The 17,267-nt window shown below is 56.0% G+C and carries 17 protein-coding genes; all 17 read right to left on the bottom strand.

The features are described from left to right. Positions 1-5 precede the first annotated feature (5 nt). Complete coding sequence (locus BLU25_RS14660; protein WP_000017067.1) at positions 6-833, bottom strand: heteromeric transposase endonuclease subunit TnsA; 828 nt, start codon at positions 831-833, stop codon at positions 6-8. A gap of 144 nt (positions 834-977) precedes the next feature. Then, the gene (gene glmS, locus BLU25_RS14665) at positions 978-2,813 is read right to left on the bottom strand and encodes a glutamine--fructose-6-phosphate transaminase (isomerizing) (protein ID WP_016782881.1); all 1,836 of its coding nucleotides are present in this window, start codon (positions 2,811-2,813) and stop codon (positions 978-980) included. 9 nt (positions 2,814-2,822) lie between these two features. Then, the gene (locus BLU25_RS14670; protein ID WP_016782880.1) at positions 2,823-3,590 is read right to left on the bottom strand and encodes a DeoR/GlpR family DNA-binding transcription regulator; all 768 of its coding nucleotides are present in this window, start codon (positions 3,588-3,590) and stop codon (positions 2,823-2,825) included. Between the two features lie 269 nt (positions 3,591-3,859). Further along, positions 3,860-5,227, bottom strand: a complete 1,368-nt coding sequence (gene glmU / locus BLU25_RS14675; protein WP_016782879.1) for a bifunctional UDP-N-acetylglucosamine diphosphorylase/glucosamine-1-phosphate N-acetyltransferase GlmU — start codon at positions 5,225-5,227, stop codon at positions 3,860-3,862. A 115-nt stretch (positions 5,228-5,342) separates the two neighbouring features. Beyond that, positions 5,343-5,762, bottom strand: a complete 420-nt coding sequence (locus BLU25_RS14680) for a F0F1 ATP synthase subunit epsilon (RefSeq protein WP_029611653.1) — start codon at positions 5,760-5,762, stop codon at positions 5,343-5,345. Between the two features lie 56 nt (positions 5,763-5,818). Continuing rightward, on the bottom strand, positions 5,819-7,198 hold the full coding sequence (gene atpD / locus BLU25_RS14685) for a F0F1 ATP synthase subunit beta (protein WP_016782877.1): 1,380 nt from the start codon (positions 7,196-7,198) through the stop codon (positions 5,819-5,821). A gap of 27 nt (positions 7,199-7,225) precedes the next feature. Next, on the bottom strand, positions 7,226-8,086 hold the full coding sequence (gene atpG / locus BLU25_RS14690; protein ID WP_003438003.1) for a F0F1 ATP synthase subunit gamma: 861 nt from the start codon (positions 8,084-8,086) through the stop codon (positions 7,226-7,228). Between the two features lie 50 nt (positions 8,087-8,136). Beyond that, entirely contained in the window at positions 8,137-9,681 is a 1,545-nt protein-coding gene (atpA, locus tag BLU25_RS14695) for a F0F1 ATP synthase subunit alpha (protein WP_016782876.1), read from the bottom strand. A gap of 21 nt (positions 9,682-9,702) precedes the next feature. Next, complete coding sequence (locus tag BLU25_RS14700) at positions 9,703-10,239, bottom strand: F0F1 ATP synthase subunit delta (protein ID WP_016782875.1); 537 nt, start codon at positions 10,237-10,239, stop codon at positions 9,703-9,705. 12 nt (positions 10,240-10,251) lie between these two features. After that, the gene (locus tag BLU25_RS14705) at positions 10,252-10,722 is read right to left on the bottom strand and encodes a F0F1 ATP synthase subunit B (RefSeq protein ID WP_016782874.1); all 471 of its coding nucleotides are present in this window, start codon (positions 10,720-10,722) and stop codon (positions 10,252-10,254) included. A 57-nt stretch (positions 10,723-10,779) separates the two neighbouring features. Further along, entirely contained in the window at positions 10,780-11,037 is a 258-nt protein-coding gene (gene atpE / locus BLU25_RS14710; RefSeq protein ID WP_002555987.1) for a F0F1 ATP synthase subunit C, read from the bottom strand. Between the two features lie 122 nt (positions 11,038-11,159). After that, positions 11,160-12,029: a F0F1 ATP synthase subunit A gene (gene atpB / locus BLU25_RS14715; RefSeq protein WP_016782873.1), complete on the bottom strand. Its 870-nt coding sequence runs from the start codon at positions 12,027-12,029 to the stop codon at positions 11,160-11,162. A gap of 16 nt (positions 12,030-12,045) precedes the next feature. Continuing rightward, positions 12,046-12,453, bottom strand: coding sequence for a F0F1 ATP synthase subunit I (locus BLU25_RS14720; RefSeq protein WP_003437994.1), 408 nt, complete (start codon positions 12,451-12,453; stop codon positions 12,046-12,048). A gap of 148 nt (positions 12,454-12,601) precedes the next feature. After that, positions 12,602-13,474, bottom strand: a complete 873-nt coding sequence (locus BLU25_RS14725; RefSeq protein ID WP_016782872.1) for a ParB/RepB/Spo0J family partition protein — start codon at positions 13,472-13,474, stop codon at positions 12,602-12,604. Positions 13,475-13,483: 9 nt separating this feature from the next. Then, positions 13,484-14,275 carry a ParA family protein gene (locus BLU25_RS14730; RefSeq protein WP_016782871.1) on the bottom strand — a complete coding sequence of 264 codons (792 nt, stop codon included), beginning with the start codon at positions 14,273-14,275 and terminating at the stop codon, positions 13,484-13,486. 18 nt (positions 14,276-14,293) lie between these two features. Further along, on the bottom strand, positions 14,294-14,938 hold the full coding sequence (gene rsmG, locus BLU25_RS14735; RefSeq protein ID WP_016782870.1) for a 16S rRNA (guanine(527)-N(7))-methyltransferase RsmG: 645 nt from the start codon (positions 14,936-14,938) through the stop codon (positions 14,294-14,296). Beyond that, positions 14,935-16,827: a tRNA uridine-5-carboxymethylaminomethyl(34) synthesis enzyme MnmG gene (gene mnmG / locus BLU25_RS14740; RefSeq protein WP_016782869.1), complete on the bottom strand. Its 1,893-nt coding sequence runs from the start codon at positions 16,825-16,827 to the stop codon at positions 14,935-14,937. Before mnmG ends, rsmG begins: the two co-directional genes overlap by 4 nt. Positions 16,828-17,267 lie beyond the last annotated feature (440 nt).

The following is a 17,267-nucleotide window of genomic DNA, read 5'->3' on the forward strand; positions in this document are numbered from 1 at the left end:
CCTGATTAACGGGCAACACTGCTCAGCTCCTGATGCATTTGATGAGAGTTGGCAACCAGGTCTTTCGGCTTCAGCTCCCGGTAAGGAGTGTCAAGATCGAAAAGGAAACAGTGCCGGGCCAGCAACTGGCGTAGCCAATAGAGCGCCTGACCGGCCTCCAGCTGGCCGGAGGTATCCAGTCCTTGGGCAATAGCGGTCAGCTTCCGGTCTGGGTGACGCTGAAACTCGAGCAGAAACAGCTGCTGGTAATGGGCGAGATCGTCCTGAGCGATGTCGCCTTCAGCATGGGCAGGATAGAGCCATTGGATATTGGCAAATGCCACCTTGGATACCTCGCGCTCCGTGACGATGACCCAGGGAATACCTTTTTCCTGCCAGTAGCGCCTTTCAAGCTCAAGCCTCTCGATAACTTCAGGCTTCTGCAGGTCGGTACTGTACTTGGCCTGAATCGCGATGCTCGGGCGCTGAGGATCTTCGAAATCCACCAGAAAGTCGCTGGTCAGTACCTGCGGGGTACCCTTGTAACAACCGTGGGGCAGGCCAAGCTCCTCGGCGATGCGCACCGTATCTTCGACTCGCATCGGAAACTGTTCACGGATATCGGTGACATGGGGAGACCGATCCAAGGTCAGGAAGATGGCCAGTTCAAGATCGGATAGAAGATGGTGTAAACGCCGGGTCTTGCTGCCAGGCAGGCGGTGGGAGCGACCCAGCGAGGACACGTCCCTGGTGTAGATGAACGGCTTGTAGTCTGATCCCTGGCCTTGGCCACGCCCGTCCTTGAGCCTTCTATCGATCTGGGCCTGGGTCAGCCCCTTGAATGTTCCAGACATGAGAAAGCCTGCCCCCGCTGTGTCGATGACCTCAACATAGCGGATGCAGGCTCAGAATGAAACTTTATTTATACGGACGATACTTTATTTATACGGATGAACCTTTATTTGCATCCCACAACTGAGTAGTGTCGCAGCTGCGATTTATTCCACAGTCACGGATTTAGCCAGGTTACGCGGCTGGTCCACGTCGGTGCCTTTAAGTACGGCAACGTAGTACGACAGCAGTTGCAGCGGGATGGTGTAGAGGATCGGCGCCAGCACATCGTGGATATGCGGCATGTTGATCACATGGGTGCCTTCGCCGTTGCTCATACCTGCCTGTTCATCAGCAAACACGATCAGCTCGCCACCGCGGGCACGCACTTCTTGCAGGTTGGATTTCAGTTTTTCCAACAGCTCATTGTTCGGTGCAACAGTTACCACCGGCATGTCGTTATCCACAAGCGCCAGCGGACCGTGCTTCAACTCGCCCGCCGGATACGCTTCGGCGTGGATGTACGAAATTTCTTTGAGTTTGAGTGCGCCTTCCATTGCTACCGGGAACTGAGCGCCGCGACCCAGGAACAGGGTGTGGTGTTTGTCGGCAAACAACTCAGCTACTTTTTCAACCACCGAATCCATCGCCAGGGCTTCACCCAGACGCGCTGGCAAACGGCGCAGCTCTTCAACCAGCTGTGCTTCGACACCCTCTTCCAGGGTGCCGCGCACTTGACCCAGGGACAGGGTCAGCAGCAACAGGCCTACCAGCTGAGTGGTAAATGCCTTGGTGGAAGCTACACCGATTTCGCGACCGGCTTGGGTCAGCAGCGTCAGATCCGACTCACGAACCAAGGAGCTGATACCGACGTTGCAAATCGCCAGGCTACCCAGGAAGCCCAATTCTTTGGCATTGCGCAGTGCGGCCAGGGTGTCGGCGGTTTCGCCCGATTGCGAGATTGAAACAAACAGGGTGTCCGGTTGCACCACAACTTTGCGGTAGCGGAACTCGCTGGCCACTTCGACCTGGCACGGAATACCGGCCAGGCTTTCGAGCCAGTAACGGGCAACCATACCTGCGTGGTAGCTGGTACCACAGGCGACGATCTGAACATTGCGGACTTTAGCGAACAATTCTTTCGCCTGTGGACCGAAAGCCTGAACCAGTACATGGTCCTGGCCCAGACGGTTTTCCAGGGTGCGCTGCACGACTGCAGGCTGCTCGTGGATTTCCTTGAGCATGTAGTGGCGGTATTCGCCCTTGTCGGCCGCTTCTGCGCCATCGCTGTATTGCACGGCTTCGCGCTGAACGCTCTGACCGTTCACATCCCAGATCTGCACGCTGTCACGACGGATTTCAGCGATGTCGCCTTCTTCCAGGTACATGAAACGGTCAGTGACCTGGCGCAGTGCCAGTTGGTCGGAGGCCAGGAAGTTTTCACCCAGGCCCAGGCCAATCACCAGCGGGCTGCCGCTGCGGGCTGCAACCAGACGGTCAGGTTGTTTGGCGCTGATCACGGCCAAACCGTAGGCACCGTGCAACTCCTTGACGGTGGCCTTGAGCGCCGCAGTCAGGTCGTTGTGGTCTTTGAGTTTGTGGTTGAGCAGGTGAGCAATCACTTCGGTATCGGTATCCGAGGTGAATGTGTAGCCCAGGCCTTTGAGCTGTTCACGCAGGGCTTCATGGTTTTCGATGATGCCGTTGTGCACTACAGCCAGATCGGAACCGGAGAAATGCGGGTGAGCGTTACGCTCGCAAGGCGCACCGTGAGTTGCCCAACGGGTGTGGGCAATACCCAGGCGGCCGGCCAGGGGTTCACCGGCCAGGGCTTGCTCCAGCTCGGCCACTTTACCGTTGCGGCGCATGCGCTCCAGGGTGCCATTGTTGGTGAAGACAGCCACACCTGCGCTGTCGTAACCACGGTATTCAAGACGTTTCAGGCCTTCCAGCAGAATGGCCGTGATATTACGTTCAGCGACTGCGCCAACGATCCCACACATAAAGTTCTCCTAGCTTAGAGCCGCGCATAACAGTGTTATGCCCCGGGCCTGAATCTGTTCGCGTGCCTCAAGGGGCAGGCGATCATCGGTAATAAGGGTATGGACGCTGCTCCAGGGCAGTTCCAGGTTGGGTATTTTGCGACCAATCTTGTCCGACTCGACCATCACGATCACTTCACGCGCAACGTCAGCCATGACCCGGCTCAGACCCAACAACTCGTTAAAAGTTGTCGTGCCGCGCTGCAGGTCTATGCCGTCAGCACCGATGAACAGTTGATCGAAGTCGTAGGAGCGCAACACCTGCTCGGCAACCTGTCCCTGAAAGGACTCGGAATGCGGATCCCAGGTGCCCCCGGTCATCAGCAATACAGGCTCATGTTCCAGTTCGCTGAGTGCATTGGCGACGTGCAGGGAGTTGGTCATCACTACCAGGCCAGGTTGCAGGCCCAGTTGTGGAATCATCGAGGCTGTGGTGCTGCCACTGTCGATGATGATGCGGGCGTGCTCTTTAATCAGCCCCACTGCCGCGCGGGCAATGGCTTGCTTATAAAGAGAAACAGGTTGCGGTACATCACTGACCAGTTCTTGCGGCATGGTGATGGCACCGCCATAACGACGTAATAACAGCCCGTTACTTTCGAGTGCAGCCAGATCCTTGCGAATCGTAACCTCAGAGGTTTCGAATCGCTTGGCCAGTTCATCCACACTGACTTCGCCCTGCTCGGCAAGCAGGGCCAGAATGTTGTGTCTGCGTTGTGGCGTATTACGTTTAGACATAACGGCTTAAGTTTCGTTTCGAAAGATAACGAAAGCAATGAAACCGTATCTCGAAACCTTCGTCAAGAAAATGTTGCGGGTTATTTTCTGTGAATAAGTCGATATAGGCCTGTATTTATTGGCCAAAACCCTTGTTTATCCTCGCAAAAAATAAAGCCTTATCCACAGGGCGCGGATAAGGCTTTAGGTAACCTATTGATTTAAAACAGTTATAGGATAACTTGTTAATAACGCTAAATCGTCACCCCGTAGCTGTGGATAAGTTTAAATCAAGGCTTTGATTGTTTGACCGGACGCTTCCAGCCATCAATATTGCGCTGGCGCGCACGACCAACGGCCAGTTGCTCCTGGGCGACGTACTGGTTGATGGTCGAACCCGCTGCAGTGGTGGCACCGTTGGAGATATCCACAGGTGCAACCAGCGAGTTGTTGGAACCGATAAATACATCGGCGCCCAACACGGTCTTCCACTTGTTGGCGCCATCGTAGTTGCAGGTGATGGTGCCCGCACCGATATTGGTGCGTGGGCCGACTTCGGCATCACCCAGGTAAGTCAGGTGGCCGCACTTGGCGTCTTCACCCAGGTGGGCGTTTTTCAATTCGACAAAGTTACCCACATGGGCACGGGCATCCAGCACGCTGCCCGGGCGCAGACGGGCGAACGGGCCGGCATCGCTATGCTCACCCATCACGGCACCGTCGAGATGGCTATTGGCTTTGACCACCACCCCCTTGCGCAGGGTGCTGTCCTTGATCACGCAGTTCGGGCCGATGACCACGTCGTCTTCAATCACCACGCGACCTTCAAGAATCACGTTGATATCGATCAGCACATCACGACCAACGGTCACTTCACCACGCACATCGAAACGGGCCGGGTCACGCAAAGTCACACCCAATGCCATCAGACGACGGGCTTCGCGCAACTGATAATGACGCTCCAGCTCACTGAGCTGTTTACGGTCGTTGGCGCCCTGCACTTCCATCGGGTCCAGTGCATGCTCGGTGGCCACCACCAGGCCATCGTTCACCGCCATCGCAATTACGTCAGTCAGGTAGTACTCACCCTGTGCATTGTTGTTCGACAGACGGCCCATCCAGTCAGCCAGACGCTGAGTCGGCAAGGCCAGGATTCCGGTGTTGCCTTCGGTGATGGCACGTTGAGCTTCAGTCGCATCCTTGTGCTCAACAATAGCGCTGACCTTGCCGCTGGCATCACGCACGATACGGCCATAGCCAGTCGGGTCGGCCAGGTTGACGGTCAGCAGGCCCAGTTGCTCGGGGCCCACTTGCTTGAGCAAACGCTGCAGGGTCTCGACCTCGATCAGCGGTACATCGCCGTACAGGATCAACACATTTTGCGCGGTCAAAAACGGCAACGCCTGAGCCACGGCGTGGCCGGTACCCAGTTGCTTGTCTTGCAGGACAAAATTCAGATCATCGGCTGCCAGGCGTTCACGCACCAGTTCGGCACCGTGGCCGATAACAACATGGATGCCGGTCGGCTTGAGCTGGCGGGCGCTGTGGATAACATGACCCAGCATGGAATTGCCGGCTACGGGGTGCAGAACCTTGGGCAGGGCGGAACGCATGCGGGTGCCCTGACCTGCGGCGAGAATAACGATATCGAGAGACATGACTGGCTACCAATCCTGGGTGGTCAGCGGTTGCGACCAAAAAGTATTTCGCGGAAAAAGAAAAAGGGTAGCCGAGGCTACCCTTTTTAATCAATCACACAATAAGACAGGAGGCTTAGCCGCCGAACTTCTTGCGGATTTGCTGGACGGTGCGCAGCTGAGCTGCGGCTTCGGCCAGACGTGCAGCAGCAGATCCGTAATCGAAATCTGCGCCTTTTTCGTTCAGTGCCTTCTCGGCAGCCTTTACGGCTTCCTGAGCAGAGGCTTCATCCAGGTCGGCAGCACGTTGCACGGTGTCGGCAAGAACCTTGACCATGTTCGGCTGAACCTCGAGGTAACCACCGGAGATGTAAAACACCTCCGATTCCCCGCCCAGCTTGATCAGGCGGATCGGACCTGGCTTGAGTTCAGTGATCAGCGGAGCGTGACCCAGAGCGATACCAAGATCACCCAGGCTGCCGTGCGCAATCACCATCTCGACCTGACCGGAAAAGATTTCTCCTTCCGCACTGACGATATCGCAATGGACTGTCATCATATTAGCCATCTGATTGCCTCAACCTGATTAGCGCCCGTTGCCGGGCGCTGGAATTACAGTTTCTTGGCTTTCTCGATCGCTTCTTCGATGCCGCCGACCATGTAGAACGCTTGTTCTGGCAGGTGGTCGTAGTCACCGTTGAGGATGCCTTTGAAGCCAGCAATGGTGTCTTTCAGGGAAACGTATTTACCCGAAGCGCCAGTGAAGACTTCAGCCACGAAGAACGGCTGAGACAAGAAACGCTGGATCTTACGAGCGCGGGATACCAACTGCTTGTCGGTTTCCGACAGCTCGTCCATACCCAGGATCGCAATGATGTCCTTCAGTTCTTTGTAACGCTGCAACACGTACTGAACGCCGCGAGCGGTGTCGTAGTGTTCCTGACCGATTACGTTCGGGTCCAGCTGGCGCGAAGTCGAATCCAGTGGATCTACTGCTGGGTAGATACCCAGGGAAGCGATGTCACGGGACAGAACGACGGTGGCGTCCAAGTGGGCAAACGTGGTCGCAGGCGAAGGGTCAGTCAAGTCATCCGCAGGTACGTATACCGCTTGGATCGAAGTGATCGAACCGTTCTTGGTCGAAGTGATGCGCTCTTGCAGAGTACCCATCTCTTCAGCCAGAGTCGGCTGGTAACCTACTGCAGAAGGCATACGGCCCAGCAGTGCGGATACTTCAGTACCGGCCAAGGTGTAACGGTAGATGTTGTCAACGAACAACAGTACGTCGTTACCTTCGTCACGGAACTTCTCGGCCATGGTCAGGCCGGTCAGTGCTACGCGCAGACGGTTACCCGGCGGCTCGTTCATCTGACCGTAAACCAGTGCCACTTTGTCCAGTACGCTGGAATCCTTCATCTCGTGGTAGAAGTCGTTACCCTCACGGGTACGCTCGCCCACACCAGCAAACACAGAGTAACCGCTGTGTTCCATGGCGATGTTACGGATCAGTTCCATCATGTTTACGGTTTTGCCTACACCGGCACCACCGAACAGACCAACCTTACCGCCTTTTGCAAACGGGCAGATCAGGTCGATAACCTTGATGCCGGTTTCCAGCAGGTCGTTGCCGCCAGCTTGCTCAGCGAAGGACGGCGCCGGGCGGTGAATGCCCCAACGCTCTTCGGTGTCAATCGGGCCAGCTTCGTCGATCGGGTTGCCCAGAACGTCCATGATCCGGCCCAGAGTCGCTTTACCGACTGGAACGGAGATGGCTGCGCCAGAGTCGGTGACTTCCAGACCGCGCTTCAAGCCCTCGGTGGAACCCATCGCAATGGTACGAACCACGCCGTCGCCCAGCTGTTGCTGAACTTCCAGAGTGGTTCCGGCCGCGCTTTGTACTTTCAGCGCGTTGTAGATGCTCGGTACGTTTTCGCGTGGAAATTCCACGTCGATCACGGCGCCGATGATTTGAACGATACGTCCGCTACTCATAGCTGGATCCTCTGAATATTTGAACCGTTAAACCGCGGCAGCGCCGCCGACGATTTCCGAGATCTCTTGGGTGATCGCAGCCTGACGCGCCTTGTTGTAGATCAGCTGCAAATCGCTGATCAAGTCACCGGCGTTATCAGTGGCGTTCTTCATTGCGATCATCCGCGCAGCTTGTTCAGCTGCACTGTTCTCGACCACCGCCTGGTACACCTGCGACTCCACGTAACGCACCATCAAGCCGTCAAGCAGCTCTTTGGCATCCGGTTCGTAGAGATAGTCCCAGTGGTGCTTGAGTTCTTGATCCGGGGTCGCCACCAGTGGAATCAATTGCTCCACAGTAGGCTGTTGCGTCATGGTGTTGATGAACTTGTTGGATACCACGGACAGGCGGTCAATACGGCCTTCCAGGTAAGCATCCAGCATCACCTTAACGCTGCCGATCAAATCATTGATCGACGGTTCTTCACCCAGATGGCTGATAGCAGCGACGACGTTACCGCCGAAGTTACGGAAAAATGCCGCACCCTTGCTGCCGACCACGCACAGATCAATCTCGACGCCGTTTTCACGGTTTACCGCCATGTCCTTGACCAAAGCCTTGAACAGGTTGGTATTCAAACCACCGCACAAACCACGGTCACTGCTCACAACCACATAACCCACACGCTTAACTTCGCGGTCGATCATGAACGGGTGGCGGTATTCCGGGTTGGCGTTGGCCAAATGCCCAATAACCTGGCGGATACGCTCCGCATAAGGACGGCTAGCAGCCATGCGCATTTGTGCCTTGCGCATTTTGCTGACCGCCACTTTTTCCATGGCGCTGGTAATCTTTTGCGTGCTTTTGATGCTCGCAATCTTACTGCGAATCTCTTTTGCGCCTGCCATGTAACACCTATCAGGTTAGCAAGCGGGAGCCTTGCGGCTCCCGCTGCGGCTTACCAGGTTTGGGTGGCCTTGAACTTCTCGATACCGGCTTTGATGCCAGCGTCGATTTCGTCATTGAAGTCACCTTTAACGTTGATCTTCGCCATAAGCTCGGCGTGATCGCGGTTGAAGTAAGCAATCAGCGCTTGTTCAAAGCTACCGACCTTGGTGATTTCGACGTCAGTCAGGAACCCACGCTCAGCGGCATACAGCGACAGCGCCATGTCAGCGATCGACATTGGTGCGTATTGCTTCTGCTTCATCAGCTCGGTAACGCGCTGACCATGCTCAAGTTGCTTACGGGTCGCTTCGTCCAGGTCAGAAGCGAACTGGGCAAATGCTGCCAGTTCACGGTACTGAGCCAGAGCGGTACGGATACCACCGGACAGCTTCTTGATGATCTTGGTCTGAGCGGCACCACCCACACGGGATACCGAAACACCGGCGTTCACTGCAGGACGGATCCCGGAGTTGAACATGGCCGATTCCAGGAAGATCTGACCGTCAGTGATGGAAATCACGTTGGTCGGAACGAACGCGGAAACGTCGCCAGCCTGGGTTTCGATGATCGGCAGTGCGGTCAGGGAACCGGTTTTGCCGGTCACTGCGCCGTTGGTGAACTTCTCTACGTATTCTTCGGATACGCGGGATGCGCGCTCCAGAAGACGGGAGTGGAGATAGAACACGTCGCCTGGGTAAGCTTCACGGCCTGGTGGACGGCGCAGCAGCAGGGAAATCTGGCGGTAAGCCACTGCTTGCTTGGACAGATCGTCATAAACGATCAGCGCGTCTTTACCGCGGTCGCGGAAGTATTCGCCCATGGTGCAACCGGAGTACGGTGCCAGGAACTGCAGCGCTGCGGATTCGGATGCACTGGCAGCAACGACGATGGTGTTAGCCAGCGCGCCGTTTTCTTCCAGCTTGCGAACCACGTTGGCGATGGTCGATTGCTTCTGACCGATCGCTACGTATACACAGAAAATGCCGCTGTTCTTCTGGTTGATGATCGCGTCGATCGCCAGAGCGGTTTTACCGATCTGACGGTCACCGATGATCAGCTCACGCTGGCCACGGCCGACAGGGATCATGGCATCGACAGCCTTGTAGCCAGTCTGTACAGGCTGGTCTACCGACTTACGCCAGATCACGCCTGGAGCAACTTTCTCGACTGCATCAGTCTCGGTGTTGCCCAGTGGACCTTTACCATCAACAGGGTTACCCAGTGCGTCGACAACGCGACCCAGCAGTTCCTTACCAACCGGAACTTCCAGGATACGGCCAGTGCACTTGGCGCTCATGCCTTCAGCCAGAGTCGTGTATGCGCCCAGTACTACGGCACCTACAGAGTCTTGCTCGAGGTTGAGAGCCATACCGAAGACGCTGCCCGGAAACTCGATCATCTCGCCGTACATTACGTCGGCCAGACCGTGAATCCGCACAATGCCGTCAGATACGCTGACGACAGTGCCTTCGTTACGGGCTTGGGAGGTCACATCGAGTTTTTCGATGCGGCCCTTGATAATTTCACTTATTTCGGAAGGATTGAGTTGCTGCATTGCTCTGCTGCCCCTTCAAACTCAAGATTTCAATGCTTCGGCAAGGCTTGCGAGTTTCCCGCGAACCGAGCCATCGATAACCAGGTCGCCGGCGCGGATGATGACACCACCTATAAGGCTGGCATCCTCCGCAACTTGCAGGCGCACTTCCCGGTCGAGTCGTGCACTGAGAACCTTGGCGAGTTTGTCTTGCTGTTCTTGGTTCAATGCAAAAGCACTGGTCACTTCAACGTCTACCGATTTCTCTTGTTCGGCCTTGTACAGGTCAAACAGAGCGGCGATCTCCGGCAAAAGCGGGAGACGGTCGTTTTCGGCAACGACGTTGATGAAGTTCTGTGCTTCTACAGTGAACTTGTCGCCGCACACATCAATAAATGTGGCGGCCTTTTCTGCGCTCGTCAGTCGCGGGGCCTTGAGCACGCGCTGCATAGTGTCGTCTTGCGACACTGCTGCAGCCAGGCCGAGCATGGCTGACCAAGAGGCCAGTTGCTGGTGGGCCTGGGCGTGCTCGAAGGCTGCCTTAGCGTAAGGTCGGGCCAACGTGGTCAATTCTGCCATGATCGCCCTCGCTTAAATTTCAGCAGCCAGTTTAGTAACCAGCTCCGCGTGCGCGTTTTGATCGATTGTGGCACCCAGGATCTTCTCTGCGCCTTCAACAGCCAGGCTACCCAATTGGGCACGCAGGGCGTCTTTAACGCTGTTCAGTTCCTGTTCGATCTCGGCCTGAGCCTGAGCCTTCACACGGTCAGCTTCAACGCGAGCCTGTTCACGGGCTTCGTCTACGATCTGAGTACCGCGTTTCTTGGCTTGCTCAATGATTTCAGCTGCTTGAGCCTTAGCTTCGCGCAGTTGTTGACCCGCTTTATCTTGGGCCAACTCCAGGTCGCGAGCTGCTCGGTTAGCAGCGTCCAGTCCAGCCGCAATCTTCTTCTGACGTTCTTGCAATGCCGCGATGACCGGAGGCCACACGAACTTCATGCAAAACAGTACAAAAATGAAGAACGCAACGGACTGGCCAATCAGGGTTGCATTAATGTTCACGCCAACACCTCGCTCGTTCGTTGTCCATCACTCTAATCAACTCGAAAATTCGAGTGATTAGCCAGCGAGTTGACCAACGAAAGGATTAGCGAAGGTGAAGAACAGTGCGATACCAACACCGATCATGGTTACGGCGTCGAGCAGACCGGCAACGATGAACATTTTAACTTGCAGCATTGGAACCATTTCTGGTTGACGCGCTGCGCCTTCCAGGAACTTGCCACCCAACAGGCCGAAACCAATTGCGGTACCCAGTGCGCCCAGGCCGATCAACAGTGCAACAGCGATAGCGGTTAGACCAACTACAGTTTCCATCTTTCCTCCCGACTTTTACGTCGTATGGTTTAGGTTTTTAGATTAAAGCGGTAAAACAAAATCATTTTGCGACGCCCTCTCACCCGAGGGTGAGAGGAGCACCAGATTCGCCGAAGCGGATCTTAGTGATTATCTTCGTGTGCCATCGACAGGTAGACGATGGTCAACATCATGAAGATGAACGCTTGCAAGGTGATGATCAGGATGTGGAATACAGCCCACGCCCATTGCAGCACCACGCCCAGACCGCTAAGCCAAAGCAGGCCGCTGCCGAACATTACGGCGATCAGGATAAACACCAGTTCGCCAGCGTACATGTTGCCGAACAGACGCAGAGCCAACGAAATAGGCTTGGCAATCAACGTCACGAATTCGAGCAGGAAGTTCACCGGAATCAGCAGCGCCTGAACAAAAATGTTCTTGCTGCCGAATGGGTGCAGGGTCAGTTCACCGATGAAGCCGCCGATGCCCTTGATCTTGATGCTGTAGAAGATGATCAGTGCAAACACCGACAGGGCCATGCCCATTGTCGCGTTTGGATCTGTCGTCGGTACGGCACGGAACGGGAAGTGTTCGTCGCCCGTGATCAGGATCGCCAACTGAGGAATCCAGTCAACCGGGATCAGGTCGATGGCGTTCATCAGGAACACCCACACGAAAATGGTCAGCGCCAGCGGTGCGATAACAGCACTGCGACCGTGGAAACTGTCTTTTACGCTGCCATCAACGAATTCCACCAGGACTTCTACGAAGTTCTGCAGTGCGCCTGGCTGACCGGAAGTTGCCTTCTTGGCCGCCATGCGGAATACGAGGATGAAGATCAGACCAACAAACAGCGACCAGCCGAGGGTATCGACGTGGAACGCCCAAAAGCCCATTGATTTAGCTTCTGCAACGGTGTGGGCAAAGCCCCAGCCGCCATCAGGTAGCTGCCCAAAGGTCAGGTTCTGTAAGTGGTGCTGGATATAGCCCGAAGCGGTTGTTTCTGCCATGGTTGCCTCAAACGCCCTAAGGTCTCGAAAGTGTTGTTCTCATTAGCAGGGGAGCGAACCAGCTGACCAGTTGGGTCAACACGAAGACGCCGAATACAGCTAGCGGCGCCAATGGCTTCACACCTGCAAACGTCAGCGCGAACAGCACTGCCGTCAAAATTAACTTGCCTGCCTCACCGGCGTAAAACGACCGGACGATGGCTTGCGCTGCTCGGGCGCCGGAAAACCGAAAAGCCCTGTGAGCAAAATACACATTGGGTAGCAAAGCTATCAGGCCTCCGCAGAGTCCTGAATATCCGGCGACGACTCCATGCCATTGCCAGAGCCCCAGAGCAGCCAGCAATAAAACGACAAATTGAGCCAGCAAAACCGGAAAAACCGCCAAGCGATGGAACGGCAAGCGGTTTGGCGTGCGGGTTTCCATCACAACTGCTCCTCAAAGGTCGGCTACCAAAGATTGAAAACTTGGCATAATTTGTGCCGACAAAATGCGCGCAGAGTATAGGGGCGACGAAGCCCCTATTCAACTGTCAGGTAGTGATTTCCGACTGCGCGCTACATGAGGAAATGTTTCAGCGGATGTGAGCAAGCACTCCTTGCAGCTCATCCAGAGAATTGTAACCAATCACTAACTGGCCTTTTCCCTTCTTTCCGTGGCGGATCTGCACCGCAGAGCCTAGCCGCTCTGCCAGACGCTGTTCGAGCCTGGCAATGTCCGGATCGGCTTTTACCGGTTCAGCGGGCTCTTGTTTGCCGCTCAACCACTGGCGAACCAGGGCTTCAGTCTGACGTACCGTCAGGCCGCGTGCGACAACGTGTCGCGCCCCTTCAACCTGCTGAGTATCAGGCAAACCGAGCAGTGCGCGTGCGTGGCCCATTTCCAGGTCGCCGTGGGACAGCATGGTCTTGATCACTTCCGGCAAGGAAATCAATCGCAACAAGTTGGCCACAGACACCCGGGACTTGCCCACAGCGTCGGCCACTTGCTGTTGAGTCAGCTGGAACTCTTGCTGCAAGCGCTGCAAGGCGACGGCTTCTTCAATCGGATTGAGGTCTTCGCGCTGGATGTTCTCGATCAACGCCATCGCAATGGCGGTTTCGTCCGGCACGTCTTTGACCATCGCCGGGATCGTGTCTTTGCCAGCCTGCTGGCTGGCACGCCAGCGACGCTCACCTGCGATGATCTCGAAGCGATTGCCTTCGATCGGGCGCACCACGATCGGCTGCATCACGCCCTGGGTGCGGATCGAGCTGGCCAGTTCTTCAAGCGCCTGCGGATCCATGTCGCGACGAGGCTGGTACTTGCCGCGCTGGATCAGGTCCAGGGGCAGGTGTTGCAGTTCGCTTTGATCAACCTTGACCGCTTGCTCTTCCAGCGAGCTGACCGTTGGACCACTCAGGAGTGCATCCAGTCCGCGTCCGAGACCTCGTTTCTTGACGGCCATGGGATTTCCTTAAGTTGGCTGAGGCGTGCGGGTAGAACGACGTTGACGACGAACCAGCTCGCCCGCCAGGGCAAGGTAAGCAATCGCGCCACGGGAATTTTTGTCATACGCCAGCGCCGGCATGCCGTAGCTCGGTGCTTCGGCCAGGCGGATGTTGCGCGGAATCACGGTGTCGTAGAGCTGCTCACCGAAGTGTTCCTTGAGCTGCGCCGAAACATCGTTCATCAGGCTCAGGCGCGGGTCATACATGGTCCGCAACAGGCCTTCGATCTTCAGGTTCGGGTTCAGCAGCTCGGCGATGCGCTTGATGTTATCCACAAGGTCGCTCAAGCCTTCGAGTGCGAAGTACTCGCACTGCATGGGGATAATGACCCCATCGGCAGCCACCAGAGCATTCAGGGTCAACATCGACAGCGACGGCGGGCAATCGATCAGGATGTAATCGTAGCTCTCGCGAACCGGTGCCAGGGCCGTGCGCAGACGGCTTTCCTTCATCTGCATTTCGAGCAGCACGACTTCGGCTGCCGTCAGATCGCGGTTGGCCGGCAGAAGCTGGTAACCACCGTGCTCGGATACGTGCATGGCTTGCGCCAGGTCGCATTCGCCGATCAACAGGTCGTAGACCGAATTCTCCAGACCGTGTTTATCCACACCGCTACCCATGGTGGCGTTGCCCTGTGGATCGAGGTCGATCAGCAGCACGCGGCGCTTGGTGGCGACCAGCGATGCTGCGAGGTTGATACAGGTGGTGGTTTTACCCACACCACCCTTTTGGTTCGCTATTGCGAATACCTTAGCCATTCTTGCTTGCGTTCCCAATCATGCCGTGCGGCGCAGTATCAGCAGATGGCGTTGGCCTTGGCAACCCGGAACGGTCAAGGCGTGTTCGCTATCTAGACGAAAATCAGACGGCAATGCTACCAGCTCATCGGCCGGATGGACGCCCTTCATTGCCAACCAGCGGGTTTCGCTGTTGCCCAGGTGACGGGTCCAGTTGCTGAAATTCTCCATGCTGCTGAAAGCCCTGGAAACAATTCCGTTGAAAGGCTGCTCAGGCTTGAACTCCTCGACGCGACTGTGGATAACTTGCAGGTTATCCAGCTTCAGCTCGAGTTTTACCTGGGTCAGGAAACGGGTTTTCTTGCCGTTGCTGTCCAGGCAGGTCACTTGCGACTCGGGAAACAGGATCGCCAGGGGAATACCCGGCATGCCGCCGCCACTGCCCACATCCAGCCAACGGCCGTTTTCGATGAAGGGCATCACACTCAGACTGTCGAGCAAATGGCGTGACACCATTTCGTCCGGGTTACGCACAGCCGTGAGGTTGTAGGCCTTGTTCCATTTGATCAACAGGGCCAGATAACCCAGCAATTGCTGATGCTGGCTTTCGGTCAGTGCAACGCCCAACTGGCGTGCACCTGTGGATAACTCTTCGGCGTGTTGTGCGGTTACCAGCGAACTCAAGCGTTTTGCTCCAACGTGCGGCCAGCGCCGCGCTTTTTCAGGTGAATCATCAACAAGGAAATCGCCGCGGGGGTCACACCCGGGATACGCGAAGCCTGGCCCAGGGTCTCGGGACGGGTAGCGCCCAGCTTGCTCTGGATCTCTTTCGACAGACCGGAGATGGTCGTGTAATCGATATCCACAGGCAGCTTGGTGTTTTCACTGGCACGCAGACGGGCAATTTCGTCCTGTTGACGATCGATATAACCGGCGTACTTGGTCTTGATTTCAACCTGCTCGGCAACCAGCGGGTCTTCTGCGCCCTGCCCGGTCACTTCAACCAGACCGGCGTAATCGATTTCGGGACGGGTCAGCAGGTTGAGCAAATTGTATTCATGGGTCAGCGGCGTGCCGAACTTGGCTGCAATGGCATCGCCCTGCTCGGTACCCGGGCGAACCCAGGTACTTTTGAGGCGCTGTTCTTCCTGCGCGATGCTTTCGCGCTTGGTGCAGAAAGCCGCCCAACGGGCGTCGTCGACCAGGCCCAGTTCGCGGCCTTTTTCGGTCAAACGCATGTCGGCGTTGTCTTCGCGCAGGATCAGGCGGTATTCGGCGCGGGAAGTGAACATCCGGTACGGTTCTTGAGTACCCAGGGTAATCAGGTCGTCGACCAATACTCCGATGTATGCCTCATCACGACGCGGGCACCAGCTTTCCTTGCCCTGTGCGAGCAATGCCGCGTTGGCGCCAGCCAGCAAACCTTGCGCACCGGCCTCTTCGTAGCCGGTGGTGCCATTGATTTGCCCGGCAAAGAACAAGCCGCCAATGACTTTGGTTTCGAGGCTGTACTTGAGGTCACGCGGGTCGAAGTAGTCGTACTCGATGGCGTAGCCCGGACGCACGATATGGGCGTTTTCCATGCCGCGAATCGATTGCACGATCTGGATTTGCACGTCGAACGGCAAGGAGGTGGAAATCCCGTTCGGGTACAGCTCGTGGGTGGTCAAACCTTCCGGCTCGATAAAGACCTGATGGCTTTCCTTGTCGGCAAAGCGATGGATCTTGTCTTCGATCGACGGGCAGTAACGCGGGCCGATACCTTCGATCACACCGGAATACATCGGCGAACGATCAAGATTGGACGCGATGATTTCGTGTGTCCGTGCGTTGGTATGGGTAATCCAGCAACTGACCTGGGCCGGGTGCTGTTCCTTGTTGCCCATGAACGACATCACGGGAATCGGGGTATCGCCCGGTTGCTCGGTCATAACCGAGAAATCCACAGAGCGGCCATCGATACGCGGTGGGGTACCGGTTTTCAGGCGGCCGACTCGCAGCGGCAGTTCACGCAGACGGTGTGCCAGGGCGATCGAAGGTGGATCACCGGCGCGGCCGCCCGAGTAATTCTGCATCCCGATGTGGATAAGTCCACCGAGGAAGGTGCCTGTTGTCAAAACCACGGCATCAGCCATGAAACGCAGGCCCATTTGGGTCACTACGCCACGCACTTGATCCTGTTCAACGATCAGGTCATCAGCGGCCTGTTGAAATATCCACAGGTTGGGCTGGTTTTCAAGAATTTCGCGTACCGCCGCCTTGTACAAGATGCGGTCGGCCTGTGCGCGGGTTGCCCGCACTGCCGGGCCTTTACGGCCATTGAGTACGCGGAACTGAATGCCGCCTTTATCGGTGGCAATCGCCATCGCGCCGCCCAGGGCGTCGATTTCTTTAACCAGATGGCTTTTACCAATCCCGCCAATTGCAGGATTGCAGCTCATTTGCCCGAGGGTTTCCACGTTGTGGGTCAACAGCAGGGTTTTTACGCCCATGCGTGCTGAAGCAAGTGCAGCCTCGGTTCCGGCGTGACCGCCGCCGATGACGATCACTGCAAAACGGGAAGGGAAATTCACCACGCACCTCGTGCCTGTTACTAGGGGTTTTTTGGATAGACCGCGAAGTATAGGGACTTCGCCCTTCTTAAAGAACCCTTTGCACAAAATTTAACCAGCTGTGGATAAAGGCAAGATAGATAAATAAATAGAGAAGAAATTTATAAAGCTTTGTTTTTATGTTTATTTCTACTGAGGCACCTTTCTGTGGATAGATTGCTACAGGCCTTATTTTACATACTGTACAGAGATTCAAAAGTCTGTGGTTATGCACCGATGAGGGGTTGGGATAAGTGCTTTAAGCCTGTGGGTAAAACAGGTGCTTATCCACAGGGGTGGTTATCTTCAGTTTTCATGCCTACTTACCCACTGACCTGAAGGGCAGTTATGCACAGGGCTTATTCCCGTGTTTGAGCGTTTCAGGGCCCATAAACAGGCAGCCGAAAACCGCTTGCAGGCGC

The sequence above is a fragment of the Pseudomonas fragi genome, assembly GCF_900105835.1.
GTDB lineage: Bacteria > Pseudomonadota > Gammaproteobacteria > Pseudomonadales > Pseudomonadaceae > Aquipseudomonas > Aquipseudomonas fragi.

What these genes read in the sequence shown, in the direction of transcription:
- BLU25_RS14730 (WP_016782871.1), bottom strand. Translation starts at nt 14,275, where the DNA reads ATGGCTAAGGTATTCGCAATAGCGAACCAAAAGGGTGGTGTGGGTAAA.
- glmU (WP_016782879.1), bottom strand. Translation starts at nt 5,227, where the DNA reads ATGTCTCTCGATATCGTTATTCTCGCCGCAGGTCAGGGCACCCGCATG.
- glmS (WP_016782881.1), bottom strand. Translation starts at nt 2,813, where the DNA reads ATGTGTGGGATCGTTGGCGCAGTCGCTGAACGTAATATCACGGCCATT.
- BLU25_RS14660 (WP_000017067.1), bottom strand. Translation starts at nt 833, where the DNA reads ATGTCTGGAACATTCAAGGGGCTGACCCAGGCCCAGATCGATAGAAGG.
- atpG (WP_003438003.1), bottom strand. Translation starts at nt 8,086, where the DNA reads ATGGCAGGCGCAAAAGAGATTCGCAGTAAGATTGCGAGCATCAAAAGC.
- atpA (WP_016782876.1), bottom strand. Translation starts at nt 9,681, where the DNA reads ATGCAGCAACTCAATCCTTCCGAAATAAGTGAAATTATCAAGGGCCGC.
- atpD (WP_016782877.1), bottom strand. Translation starts at nt 7,198, where the DNA reads ATGAGTAGCGGACGTATCGTTCAAATCATCGGCGCCGTGATCGACGTG.
- BLU25_RS14700 (WP_016782875.1), bottom strand. Translation starts at nt 10,239, where the DNA reads ATGGCAGAATTGACCACGTTGGCCCGACCTTACGCTAAGGCAGCCTTC.
- atpE (WP_002555987.1), bottom strand. Translation starts at nt 11,037, where the DNA reads ATGGAAACTGTAGTTGGTCTAACCGCTATCGCTGTTGCACTGTTGATC.
- BLU25_RS14670 (WP_016782880.1), bottom strand. Translation starts at nt 3,590, where the DNA reads ATGTCTAAACGTAATACGCCACAACGCAGACACAACATTCTGGCCCTG.
- atpB (WP_016782873.1), bottom strand. Translation starts at nt 12,029, where the DNA reads ATGGCAGAAACAACCGCTTCGGGCTATATCCAGCACCACTTACAGAAC.
- BLU25_RS14680 (WP_029611653.1), bottom strand. Translation starts at nt 5,762, where the DNA reads ATGACAGTCCATTGCGATATCGTCAGTGCGGAAGGAGAAATCTTTTCC.
- BLU25_RS14720 (WP_003437994.1), bottom strand. Translation starts at nt 12,453, where the DNA reads ATGGAAACCCGCACGCCAAACCGCTTGCCGTTCCATCGCTTGGCGGTT.
- BLU25_RS14725 (WP_016782872.1), bottom strand. Translation starts at nt 13,474, where the DNA reads ATGGCCGTCAAGAAACGAGGTCTCGGACGCGGACTGGATGCACTCCTG.